The organism is Pedobacter steynii (assembly GCF_900103665.1).
GTDB classification, from domain to species: domain Bacteria; phylum Bacteroidota; class Bacteroidia; order Sphingobacteriales; family Sphingobacteriaceae; genus Pedobacter; species Pedobacter steynii.
The window spans coordinates 272,458-284,712 of sequence record NZ_FNGY01000006.1 but is presented as its reverse complement, the minus strand read 5'-3'; the positions used below and the strand labels follow the sequence as shown (position 1 = coordinate 284,712).

The window sequence follows — 12,255 nt, the reverse complement described above, 5'->3', positions numbered from 1 at the left end:
TTAATTTGTCGGGAACCCCTTCTAAAAACTATCTGGTCGAATAGCTGGTTATATTTTAGAACCGGGTTCAACATCTAATTTATTGTTAATCGGACGTCATTTAACAAATTTTAACAACACAAACGTTTGCATTACCCTATTATTAACACTATAGGTACAGTAAAGAGAGCAGTTCCAATAAATCAAAAAGAAAAACATCAGTCAGAAAAAGTAAAAAAAAATCCTGCGGAAATAACACCTGTATCTTGCAAATGTCATTCAAAAAAAATACCACACCAATGCTACACAAACGGTTGTTTTCTACAAAAAACGAAGTTTAGCGTCATAAATCAATGGAAATCAATTCCGCCATACCCAAACCCCATTCCCGCAAAAATCCGCAAATCTCAACACTGATGCCCCCATAAACAAGCAAAAACACAAAAAAATCAATTCAAATCAAACCAAAACCGGCCTACCCATTATTTCATTTCTTTATAAGTAAGGGATGAACAGCAACGCAGAAAATCCGGCGCTCCATTCCAACCGCGTAGAAATTAGATAAATACGGGAAAGCGCTTCATTTCTCAGTTTGAAATACTATTTTTGAACAAAATGTATGTAATCAAAGTAAAAGGCATCGCCAAAATTCCTGACTATGTGCAGTTGAGGGATGATAAGTTCACCTTACTCGCCTATTTCAGGGTCGACAGACCTGACAAATCCCTGGATAAATTAGGTTTAAGTGATAAATTGCCCTATATAATGAGTTTTGTTAATGATTTGCCTTTCGGACAAATTGCTAAATTAGATATTTAAACATGGCAGAAAACGCAGTTATAAATTTAAAGAAGGTAGATGTATTCCAGCAAAAGCACCTGGTCTTATCTAATGTAAATCTGAATGTAGATAAGGGAGAGTTTGTTTTTCTGATCGGCCAGACGGGCTCCGGTAAAAGTAGTTTACTGAAGATCATTTACGGAGACCTTCATATTGGAAATGGCGACGGACAGATTGCAGGCTTTGATTTAAAAAATCTGGCGATAAAAGACGTTCCCTACCTGCGAAGAAAACTGGGCATTGTGTTTCAGGATTTTCAATTGCTATCCGATAGAACCGTAGAGAAAAACCTGGAGTTTGTATTGAAAGCTACAGGATGGAAAGATGCTGCTTTAATTCAGGAGCGCATTAAAGATGTATTAGAGAAAGTTGGCCTGAGGTCAAAAATCAGAAAAATGCCGCATGAGCTTTCCGGTGGAGAGCAGCAACGTGTGGTTATTGCCCGCGCTTTACTGAACAATCCGGAGATCATCCTTGCAGATGAACCTACAGGAAACCTGGATCCGGATACTTCCGAAGAAATTGTAATGTTGTTAAAACAAATCAGTCAGAGTGGCACAGCCGTATTAATGGCAACCCACGACTACCATATTATCCGCACTTTCCCATCCAGAATCATCAAGTGTGAGGGGGGTATTGTGCATGAAGATGCACAAATCGTGTAAGTCTTTATCCTGACAAAAATATTCTTAATCAGCCATTCTGGTCAGTCTTTTTCATTTAAAGCTGACAGCATGGCTGATATTGTTTATTGGCAAACCTTTTGAGTTCAGATCCAAAAATTCTACTATACCATGTTTAGCAAGAAGAAAAAAAACGACATCGAAGATCCTATTTTGGAAAATACTGCTGAAGAGCAGGTAACCAGCGAGCAAGCCGAAGAAAGTGCAGATGCCGCTTCAACTGAAGAAGTTCAACCTGAAATCTCTGTTGAGGAAAAATTACAACAAGAAGTTGCAGCTTTAAATGATAAATACCTGCGCCTGTTTGCAGAGTTTGACAATTATAAACGTCGTACTCAAAAAGAACGCGTAGAGCTTTTGCAGACTGCAGGTAAAGACGTGATCGTCTCTATGCTTCCGGTATTGGATGATTTTGACCGTGCCAATAAGGCCATGGAAAATGCAACAGAAGTCAATGCAATCCGAGAAGGTGTTGCCTTGGTTCACCATAAATTAAAAAGCGTATTAGGACAGAAAGGCCTGAAAGAAATGGAAAGCATCAGCATTCCTTTTGACACAGACCTTCATGAAGCGATAACAAAAATCCCTGCTCCGGTTGAGGAAATGAAAGGGAAAGTTATAGACGAATTAGAAAAAGGATACACTTTAAACGACAAGGTGATACGCTTTGCCAAAGTCGTAGTAGGTAGTTAATATTTTATGAGCAAAAGAGATTATTATGATGTGCTTGGTGTATCCAAGAGTTCATCCGCCGAAGAGATAAAGAAGGCTTATCGTAAACTGGCCATCAAGTTTCACCCGGATAAAAATCCGAATGACAAGACGGCTGAGGATAAGTTTAAGGAAGCAGCAGAGGCTTACGAGATTTTAAGTAATCCGGAGAAGAAACAGCGTTATGACCATTATGGCCATGCCGGTGTTGGTGGTGCTTCAGGTAACGGCGGCGGATATGGCGGCGGCGGCATGAACATGGAAGATATCTTCAGCCAGTTTGGCGATATCTTTGGTGGCGGTGGCGGCAGTCCATTTGATAGCTTCTTTGGCGGCGGCGGACAGCAATCTCGTGGTGGTGGCAGACGCGTGGCGAAAGGTACAAACCTGCGCATCAAGGTAAAGCTTACCCTGGAAGAGATTGCCAACGGCACAGAAAAGAAAATTAAAGTAAATAAACAGATCAGCTGTAAAACCTGCGACGGATCAGGTGCTAAAGACCGCAACTCGGTAAGCACCTGTCAGACTTGCGGCGGAAGCGGTGCGGTACGCAGGGTAACCAATACCATATTGGGCCAGATGCAAACCACGGCTACCTGCCCTACCTGTAATGGCAGCGGTTCACAGATTACCTCTAAATGTACTTCCTGTCATGGTGAAGGCATCGTTCGCGGTGAAGAAACCATTACCATCAATATCCCTGCGGGTGTAAGTGATGGCATGCAGTTGAGCATGAGTGGAAAAGGTAATGCTGCCCCTAACGGTGGTATTCCGGGAGACCTGATCATTCTGATTGAAGAAGTAGCTCATGAAACCCTGAAACGTGAAGGAAACAATGTGGTTTACGACCTGCATGTATCTATTATAGATGCAGCCTTAGGTTATAGCGCAGAAGTACCTACCATTGATGGTAAAGCGAAAATCAAAATCGAACCAGGTACCCAAAGCGGCAAATTGTTGCGTTTGAAAGGCAAAGGCCTTCCTGAAATCAATTCTTATCACCGTGGTGATCAGATCATCCACATCAACATCTGGACCCCTAAAGCATTGAGCTCGGAAGAAAGAAGCATGCTGGAAAAATTGAGGGAGTCACCGAATTTCAAACCTCAGCCAGGAAAGAACGACAAAAGCTTCTTTGAGAAGATGAAAGAATATTTCGAGTAATATTTACTCCTGAAATTAGTTTAGGCCATATCTCTTTTTAACAGGAGATATGGCCTTTTTTGTTTTTTGAAAAGTTTATCAAAAAAACAGTAACATTTTAGTCAGATGTGCTACTAACTATTGACTAATAAAACTAATACATGCTCACAATAAAGAATATTGTTAAACAATACGCTACCCACCGCGCATTGGACGATGTCAGCCTGCAGGTAGAAAAAGGTAAAATCTTTGGACTTCTGGGCCCAAACGGTGCAGGAAAGACCTCCCTCATCAGGATCATCACTCAAATTACCGGCCCCGACAGCGGCGAAGTTTTGTTCAATGGAGAACGGCTCAATGTAGAGCACATCTCTCAAATCGGTTATCTGCCCGAAGAAAGAGGCTTATACAAAAAAATGGAAATTGGCGAGCAGGTACTTTACCTCGCCAAGCTGAAAGGATTGAGTACAACTGAAGCGACCAGAAGAATCAGGTTTTGGTTTGAAAAACTGGAAATGGCCGATTGGTGGAAGAAAAAGGTCGAAGACCTCAGTAAAGGAATGCAGCAAAAAGTACAGTTTGTGGCCACCGTACTGCATCAGCCGGAACTCATCATTCTTGATGAACCCTTCTCCGGTTTTGATCCTGTAAATGCAGACATCATAAAAAATGAAATCCTGGAATTAAACAAGGCAGGCGCAACCTTTATCTTCTCCACCCATAGAATGGAATCTGTTGAAGAACTGTGTGACAACATTGCCCTCATCCACCGCTCAAAGAAAATTCTGGACGGCCCCGTTAAGGAGATCAGGGAACAATACCGCAACAATACCTTTTGGCTGGAATATGAAGGTGATTATAACGTTGAAAACTCAAATCAGCTTTTTGAAGTATTACAGGCAGAAACTGTAAATGGAAAAACCCAGCTGAAGATCAGGATCCGGGAGGAGCAAACCGCCAACCAGGTCCTATCTGCATTACTTCCACATGTATCCATTAACCGCCTGGATGAAGTAATCCCTACCATGAACGACATTTTCATTCAAAAAGTAACCCAACAAGACCAAAAGCCATGAACAAAATCTTACTCATCATACAAAGAGAATACTTATCCAGGGTAAAAAAGAAGTCGTTCATCATCATGACTTTACTTACACCACTGATCGTTGCCGGCTTTTACGGACTGATCATTTACTTTTCTATTCAGGGAGTAAAAGGGACCTTTAATAAAGTTGCCGTTGTTAACAACAACAAATCTTTGACGGAGAAACTTCAGCCGACTAAAAATATAGGTTATGCCTATGTCAATCAATCGCTGGAAGCGATGAAGTCATCTTTAAAAACAACTGAATACGACTATATTCTTTACCTGCCGGAATTCGACATCAGTTCTCCTAAAGGAATACAGCTGATCGGCACTAAACAAGCCGGACTTTCCCTCAGCAACCGCGTGTCTGGTGATATCGAAGAGCTGATCCGCACACAGAAATTAAAAGCCTCAGGGATTTCCCAGACCGACCTGGATGGCTTAAAAACCGACGTGAATATTGACACTAAAAAGATCGGCGAAGCCGGAAAAGAAGAAGATTCCAGTGCCGGTGCCAGTACCATTATCGGAACCGCAGCAGGGATATTCATGTTTATGTTCATCCTTTTATACGGAATACAGGTGATGCGTGGTGTTATCGAAGAGAAAACCAGCAGAATCATCGAAATTATGATCTCTTCAGTAAAACCTTTCCAGCTGATGATGGGTAAAATCATCGGCATCGCCCTGGTGGGGCTGACACAGTTTGTACTCTGGATCGTGCTTACCGCATCCATCTCTACCCTGGCCGTCAGTGCTTTTGTGGGCAAGGATGCCATCGCACAGAACACCTCAGTGGCCATAAAAGCTAAAGATGGAACCAGCATCTCTCCAGCGGTGAATAGTCCTGTGGACAGTCCGGTATTGGCAATGCAGAAAAGTCTGGCCAGTTTAGACCTGACGAAGATCATTCTGGTATTTATATTTTTCTTTATCGGCGGATATTTATTTTACAGCGCCCTCTATGCTGCAATTGGTTCTGCCGTAGATTCGGAAACAGAGACCCAACAGTTTATGATGCCGGTGATGATGCCTTTACTGGTCGGTTATGCCCTTTCTTTAAGCGTAGTGACCAACGATCCATATGGCCCGATTGCTTTCTGGTTATCCATGATTCCTTTTACCTCTCCTATTGCAATGGTGGTCCGCTTACCTTATGGCGTTCCGGATTGGCAATTGGCATTATCTATGCTGATCCTCGTAGTCGGATTTATTGGCACGGTTTGGCTGGCCTCGAGAATATACAGGGTTGGTATCCTGATGTATGGTAAAAAGACAAGCCTGAAAGAAATGATTAAATGGTTTACCTATAAAAATTAACCCGAATGAAGGTTGCTGTTATTGACCTTGGAACGAACACTTTCCACCTGATCATTGCTGAACTTACAGCGGATGACACCAGTATTTGTTATAAAACAAACCTTCCCGTACGACTTGGCGAAGGGAAGATCAATGACAATTTCATCATCCAGGAGGCTTTCGAAAGAGGCCTCCTGGCGTTGGAAAAGTTTAGCCTGCTCATCAAGGAGCACGAAGTTGAGCTCGTCAAAGCCACCGCAACCTCTGCCATCCGAAGTGCAGAAAATGGCAGCAGCTTCGTTAAAGCCGCTAAAAATTATGCAGGAATTGACATCGAAGTAATTAGTGGCGATGAAGAAGCGACCTATATCTTCAAAGGGGTAAGGGCCACAGGGGTGATCAACGGGACTGCACTGATTATGGACATCGGAGGAGGCAGTACCGAATTTATCATTTGCAATAAAGAAGAACTGCTCTGGAAGAAAAGCTACAATATTGGTGCTGCACGTTTAATGCAGGCCTTCTTTCATTCCGACCCCATTACAACAGCCGATCAAAATGCGATTACACGCCATTTAGATGCAGAATTAAGCGACTTAAAGGACGTACTGAACTTGTATCGCCCTAAACATTTAATTGGCTCAGCGGGCGCCTTTGAGACCTTTACCGGTATGCTATATCCGGAATTGAATCTGAAAGAGACGAAACACTATCCTATTGATATTCCGGCCTACAAAGCACTATCAGCAACCTTCATTGCTTCCGCTCATGAAGAAAGGGAAAAGATGCCGGGACTCATCCGTTTAAGGGTAGACATGATCGTTATGGCTTCCATACTGACAGACTATATCCTGTCGGCAGGAAATATCGAAAAACTAAGTTTATCTACCTACGACCTTAAAATGGGTGTATTGGCCGACCTGCAAAATTAAACCGTCCAGTTCTGATCCGCTAAAGCCTTATATAGCTTTTCCGTAGGCAGTCCCATCACATTGGTATAAGAACCAATTATTTTTTTCACAGCAATCATACCAATCCAATCCTGAATTCCGTAAGCTCCTGCTTTATCCATTGGTTTATAGTTTTTAATATAATAACTGATCTGTTCCGGACTGAGGTCATTGAAAAAAACCTCTGTAGTATCATAGAAAGAGCGCATCTCTCCATTGCAGATTAAACTTACTCCTGTATATACCTGATGGTTGGTGCCTGATAGTTTAGTCAGCATTTCTGTGGCATGATGCGCATCTTCCGGTTTCCCCAGAATCTCTCCGTTATACGCCACAATGGTATCAGCGGTAATGATGATACTTCCTTTGCTGTCTTCATCAAATGCTTTGGCTTTCTTCTCAGCAATATATACCGCGATTTCAGCGGGAAGGAGCTCCTCTGGATAACTCTCATCAACCTCCTTTAGCACGACTTTAAAATCAAGGTTCATGGCGCTTAACAATTCCTGTCTGCGTGGAGATTTGGAGGCCAGGATAATCGGAAGTCTTTGCTGATACATAAGTGAATTTTTGCACAAAAATAACAAAAGCGGCCAAAGGCCGCTTCTGTTATTTGCATTAATTGATTTTTATTGGTCTCCGGCAGGTTTCTGGCCATCACCTCTCATTCCTTTTTTCATTTTATCTTTACGTTCTGCTTTCCAGGTTTCGTAAGTTTTTTTTTGGTCTTCAGTTAGCAATGCGTTAATTTTAGCGTCGGTTTCATCACTTAGTTTCAGCATTTCCGCCCTTCTCGCCTCTTTATCACCTGAACCAGCTTCACGTGCTTTATTTACCGCATTGGCCTGGTCCAAAAAGATAGCAGTAGCTTTCGTTTTCTGATCGTCATTAAGACCTAGTCTCTTAGTCAGGCCTTCTGCATTCTTTTGTGCTCTTTCTTCAGGGGTTCTCATTTTACGACCACCATCTTGCTGAGCTTGTGCGAATGTAATTACACTGAATAACAGTCCGCAAATCATCAATAATTTTTTCATAGGATTCTAATATTAAACCGGTTCTATTGTTTTTTAAGATTAGAGGAGCCGGAAGGAATTTAGTTTAATCGCCGCAAAGTAACATACGTGTTACAAAAGAAAAGCAGTATTATTTACCTGAATCTGCGGCAGAAGGTTGCTCATCAAACCATTGTTCCTGCACCCGGAGTACTTTTTCGATAACGTCTCTCACCGCAGTTTTACCACCGGTATAAGGAGAAATATATTGAGAAATGGCTTTAATTTCCGGAACAGCATCAGCCGGACAGGTAGGGAGCCCTACCAGTTTCATGACTTTAAGATCAGGGATGTCATCTCCCATATACAGTACCTGAGTTGCCCCGGTCTGTATTTTTTCCAGGTATTGATGGAAGACCTGTACTTTATCAGAAACGCCCAGAAAGACGGCTTTAATGCCTAAACCTTCAAAGCGTTTTTGCATGGCCTGACCTTTTCCGCCGGAGATGATGCAAACATGGAATCCACGTTTCACCGCCAGTTGAAGGGCATAACCATCTTTAATATTAAATGTCCGCAAAAACTCCCCCGAATCAGAGGCCAAGATATCACCATTGGTTAATACCCCATCTACATCAAATATAAATGTGGTGATTTCTTTAAGTTTTTGCAGAAACATCAGGTCTAGTCTTGGTTATCTCTCCATTCATAAACCCAGGCAGACTGGATTTGCTCCAGGTGGCCTTCAGTACTTTCCTCTTTGGTTCCTTTAAAATTAGGCAGTGTTAAAACCCATTCTAATAATTCAGTAAACCTGATACGGTATATTTTGGCTTCATTGAATTCGTCCCCAAATTTCTCATATAACTCCTGAGCGATATCCTCGTGGTCGTTCCAATAAATTGGTAAAGCAAATTTATCTTGCATATAATGTTTGTTTGTTAATTAATGGCCTAAAAACTCAGACTGATCAGGGATCGTTACTTCAATATCTCCGCTGATCACTACACACTGGCAACCCAGTCTGGAGGTAATCCTTGGGCGAACTGCACGATCAATAAAGTCTTCTTCCTTATCGGAAATTTCCTGAATATCGTCCATTCCTTTAGTCACATATACATGACAAGTACTACAACCGCATACTCCCCCGCAGTTGTGTTGTAATTCTATTCCGTGATCATGGCATACATCAAGAACCGATTCCCCTCCAGCTATTGGAAGCTCTATTGATTCTTTACCCTGCTCTTCAAAATTTATCTTTAATTTAAAAATACTCATAATTAGGTCTCAAAAATAAGCACCAAAAACCGCAATTACACGATTAATGTGTTTTTTTAATGCTTTTACTTAAAGTTTCATAGATATCCTTCAATTCAGGCCTATCTTTCAACAATTCTTTATGTTTTATAATCGTTTGTTCGTCGTTACGAATCGCTGGTCCGGTCTGTACATCTGCGGGAAAAGCATCCTGAACCTTTACTGCCGTTTCCATGATCAAGGGTCTTAAAATCTCAAAATCAAGGTCGTTCTTTTGCAGAATCTCATTGCTTAAGGCATATAAGTGATTTACAAAGTTACAGGCAAATACCGCCGAGAGGTGTAAAATCCTTCTCTTTTCAGAGTTTACTTCATATACCAGCGGACTCAGCATCCGGGCAATGGATTTTAAGGCATCCAGTGTTTCCTGATCTTTAGCTTCGATACAAAGTGGAACCTGGTTAAAATCGAGGGCTTTTTGTTTGGAAAAAGTCTGCAATGGATATAAAACCCCGAAGTTCATCCCTGTTTCAGAGAATACCCCGATGTCTGTCGCCCCTGAAGTATGGACCACCATTCCCTTCACATTGGCCAGCGCTGTTATCACTTCCGGAATGGCATCATCTTTTACCGCAATGAGGTATAAATCAGCCTCAGGGTCAATCTCTTTTAAGTCAGAGATCGGCTGTGCCCCCGTTACGCCTGCCAATTCTGCAGCATGGTCCTGATTTTTACTCCAGACCTGAATCAGCTCTGCAGCATTTGCTTTAAAAGCATTTGCAAAATGTGTAGCCACATTCCCCGAACCGATACAAACAATTTTCATCTCTTTTGGCAATGGTAAATTAAACGGATTTAACCTCTTTTTGTCTTCTCAGGATCGAAAGTAAAAATCCGATCACCATGACAATTGTTCCTGCCCAGTATAAATTGATATAAGGAAACTCAATCGCTTTAAATACTACCCAGTCTTTTGCCTGCTGAGGCTTCTCATACACCTGGAGCTCTACTTTTTGCTGATCAGGAAGGACTTTGGTAAACCTGAATCTTAGTCCCAGTTCATCAATATTACGGGCAAAATCAAATGTATTGTTTCCTTTTACCAGGAAGATCGGTTCTGTTTTATACGTCTTTCCGTTGACCACTACTTCCAATGGTAAACCTACAGCAAGGTCGCCGGGAGCCAATGCCAGGCTTTTCGCCTTTGGCTGGTTGTTCAGGCCTTTTACGGTAATGATCCCGCTGCTGGTATGCAGGGTATCTCCTGTGCTCACATTTACAATCCTTGGTGCTTTATAATTTTCTTCCGGATTGGTTTCTTCATGGTCCCCGCGGGTTTGTTTTTTATCCGGCGCACTCGTGATGTGCGTATATACGTCGTAAGTAAGGTAATGTTTGGTATCCGGAGAAGCGATTAAGCCCATTTTCTCGTTCGCCTGAACATGAGGATTCAATTCAAAATCTTCTTTCAGCTTACCCGTCTCCTCATCATAAACCTTAAAGTTTAAGGTAAAGATCGTATTTGGCGCAACGGTCGTATCTCTGGTATAAGTAACCATATACCTACCCATTTTCTTAGGCTCGTTTTTGTAGAGCACGATGTTTTCACCAGGCTTCTCCGCTTTTTCAAAATCCTTCACCGGGATGAAGTTCGTTGCATTCAGAGAGATCGGCTTATTCGTTGCTGCGGCAACCAATGCGCCAACCAATAATAAAGCAAATCCCATGTGCGCTACTGCGGCCCCTACCAGTTTACGTTTCCCGCCGAAGGCTTGTCCGAGGATCCTTGCATTGGCAAGGATGGCGAACACACAACTGAACGTCAGCAGGATATACATTAAATTGGTATAGATATTTGTCAGGTAAACAAAGCCTGCGGTGATGACTATTGCAAATAGAATAGAAGCAATCAGGCTGCTGTAAAATTTACGGGTATCTGTTCTCTTGTATTTCATGAACTGAGAGAAACCAGAGATAAACGTAACCAGAATGGCAAAAGGTGCCTGCCATTGGTTATAATATTTGATTGCATCAATCGGAGGCGCAAATTTGGTTCCGAATGCGGCATTGAATACCGGCACTGAAGTAGAGAAGATCACCTGGATACAGGCCACAGTAACGACCAATGCACCGATAAACATCCAGAATTCCCTGGAATAAGTTTCTTCATCTTTATTCGTAATCGGCAATTCTTTCCATCTTGAGATCAACAGGTATACCGGTAAGGCCAGGAATACCACATTGTATAAGATCAGGTGACCAAACATACCAAGATCGGTGAAAGAGTGAACAGACGTCTCTCCAAGAATACCACTCCTGGTAAGGAAGGACGCGTATAATACCAGTACAAAACTGATGATCACCAAAATAATTGCTGTAAAGAAGGAATGTCCCGTATTTTTGAAAGCGATCATCACGTGAACACCTGCAATCAGGGTCAGCCATGGAATAATAGACGCATTTTCTACCGGGTCCCATGCCCAGAAGCCTCCGAAATTCAGGGCTTCATACGCCCAGAAAGAGCCCATAATAATTCCCGTTCCCAATATCATCACCGCAAATAATGCCCATGGCATTGCCGGCTTAACCCATTCTTTATATTTCCGCTGCCATAAACCAGTCACCGCGTACGCAAACGGGACGATCATACTCGCAAATCCAAGGAACAGTGTTGGCGGATGGATCACCATCCAATAGTTTTGTAATAAAGGATTCAAACCCCGTCCGTCGGTAATGAACTTCAGGTAATTTTTATAGTTTTCAGCATCGGCAAATACTACCGGTGCCATTTCTTTAAGATTTACAGCTTCCCTCAACAGGATAAAAGGAGAACTTCCGATTCTTTCGCCGAAGATTTGTACCCCCAGCAACATCGAAGTCAGGAATACCTGTGAGAAAGCAACAATGGTCATCACTCCGTTTTCCCAGGATTTGGCTTTCCAGATTAAAACCCCACCAAGCAAAGCCTGCCAGAATGCCCATAACCAGAAACTACCCTCCTGTCCTTCCCAGAAAGCAGAAACGATATAATATACCGGAAGCGCTTTGGAAGAGTGAGAATAAACGTAATAATATTCGTTATTGTGATTTAGGATGAGGTAAAATAAGGTGATTCCTATGCCCAGGATACTTACCCAGTTTATTAAGAATGAAATCCGCCCTAAGCGGGTCCATGATTGATCTCCAAGGTCTTTATTCTTTGCTGCGAAGAAATAGGAAATCGCAGAGAGTAAAGAAGCGGCAAACGCTAAAACAATAAAGAATTGGCCGATTTTACCGGGCAGGAGGTTCTCTCCAATAAATTGTATATCCAT

At 42.2% G+C, this 12,255-nt stretch carries 14 protein-coding genes; 7 read left to right on the top strand and 7 right to left on the bottom strand.

Annotated elements, in window-relative coordinates; genetic code table 11:
- Positions 1-594 precede the first annotated feature (594 nt).
- From BLQ87_RS18080 to BLQ87_RS18050, 7 genes are all read left to right on the top strand, one after another.
- Positions 595-798 (top strand): fructose-6-phosphate aldolase, encoded by a 204-nt coding sequence (locus BLQ87_RS18080; protein ID WP_074609538.1) that lies wholly within the window; start codon positions 595-597, stop codon positions 796-798.
- 2 nt (positions 799-800) lie between these two features.
- On the top strand, positions 801-1,484 hold the full coding sequence (locus tag BLQ87_RS18075; protein WP_074609536.1) for a cell division ATP-binding protein FtsE: 684 nt from the start codon (positions 801-803) through the stop codon (positions 1,482-1,484).
- A 129-nt stretch (positions 1,485-1,613) separates the two neighbouring features.
- Complete coding sequence (locus BLQ87_RS18070) at positions 1,614-2,195, top strand: nucleotide exchange factor GrpE (protein WP_074609534.1); 582 nt, start codon at positions 1,614-1,616, stop codon at positions 2,193-2,195.
- A 6-nt stretch (positions 2,196-2,201) separates the two neighbouring features.
- Positions 2,202-3,377: a molecular chaperone DnaJ gene (dnaJ, locus tag BLQ87_RS18065; protein WP_074609532.1), complete on the top strand. Its 1,176-nt coding sequence runs from the start codon at positions 2,202-2,204 to the stop codon at positions 3,375-3,377.
- Between the two features lie 140 nt (positions 3,378-3,517).
- The gene (locus BLQ87_RS18060) at positions 3,518-4,432 is read left to right on the top strand and encodes an ABC transporter ATP-binding protein (protein WP_074609530.1); all 915 of its coding nucleotides are present in this window, start codon (positions 3,518-3,520) and stop codon (positions 4,430-4,432) included.
- Positions 4,429-5,763 (top strand): ABC transporter permease, encoded by a 1,335-nt coding sequence (locus BLQ87_RS18055; protein ID WP_074609528.1) that lies wholly within the window; start codon positions 4,429-4,431, stop codon positions 5,761-5,763. Before BLQ87_RS18060 ends, BLQ87_RS18055 begins: the two co-directional genes overlap by 4 nt.
- 5 nt (positions 5,764-5,768) lie before the next feature.
- Positions 5,769-6,674 (top strand): Ppx/GppA phosphatase family protein, encoded by a 906-nt coding sequence (locus BLQ87_RS18050; RefSeq protein WP_074609527.1) that lies wholly within the window; start codon positions 5,769-5,771, stop codon positions 6,672-6,674.
- Here BLQ87_RS18050 and BLQ87_RS18045 read toward each other — a convergent pair.
- The 7 genes from BLQ87_RS18045 to BLQ87_RS18015 all read right to left on the bottom strand — a co-directional run bounded on the left by BLQ87_RS18045 (position 6,671) and on the right by BLQ87_RS18015 (position 12,255).
- The gene (locus BLQ87_RS18045; RefSeq protein WP_074609525.1) at positions 6,671-7,252 is read right to left on the bottom strand and encodes a Maf family nucleotide pyrophosphatase; all 582 of its coding nucleotides are present in this window, start codon (positions 7,250-7,252) and stop codon (positions 6,671-6,673) included. The genes BLQ87_RS18050 and BLQ87_RS18045 overlap by 4 nt on opposite strands.
- A 69-nt stretch (positions 7,253-7,321) precedes the next feature.
- Positions 7,322-7,726, bottom strand: a complete 405-nt coding sequence (locus BLQ87_RS18040) for a hypothetical protein (RefSeq protein ID WP_074609523.1) — start codon at positions 7,724-7,726, stop codon at positions 7,322-7,324.
- A 109-nt stretch (positions 7,727-7,835) separates the two neighbouring features.
- Complete coding sequence (locus BLQ87_RS18035; protein ID WP_074609521.1) at positions 7,836-8,363, bottom strand: KdsC family phosphatase; 528 nt, start codon at positions 8,361-8,363, stop codon at positions 7,836-7,838.
- Between the two features lie 5 nt (positions 8,364-8,368).
- Positions 8,369-8,611, bottom strand: coding sequence for a Fe-S cluster assembly protein IscX (iscX, locus tag BLQ87_RS18030; protein ID WP_074609518.1), 243 nt, complete (start codon positions 8,609-8,611; stop codon positions 8,369-8,371).
- 18 nt (positions 8,612-8,629) lie between these two features.
- Complete coding sequence (locus BLQ87_RS18025) at positions 8,630-8,962, bottom strand: 2Fe-2S iron-sulfur cluster-binding protein (protein WP_074609516.1); 333 nt, start codon at positions 8,960-8,962, stop codon at positions 8,630-8,632.
- Positions 8,963-9,005: 43 nt separating this feature from the next.
- Entirely contained in the window at positions 9,006-9,767 is a 762-nt protein-coding gene (locus tag BLQ87_RS18020; RefSeq protein WP_074609513.1) for a Rossmann-like and DUF2520 domain-containing protein, read from the bottom strand.
- A gap of 19 nt (positions 9,768-9,786) precedes the next feature.
- Positions 9,787-12,255, bottom strand: a complete 2,469-nt coding sequence (locus BLQ87_RS18015) for a heme lyase CcmF/NrfE family subunit (protein ID WP_074609511.1) — start codon at positions 12,253-12,255, stop codon at positions 9,787-9,789.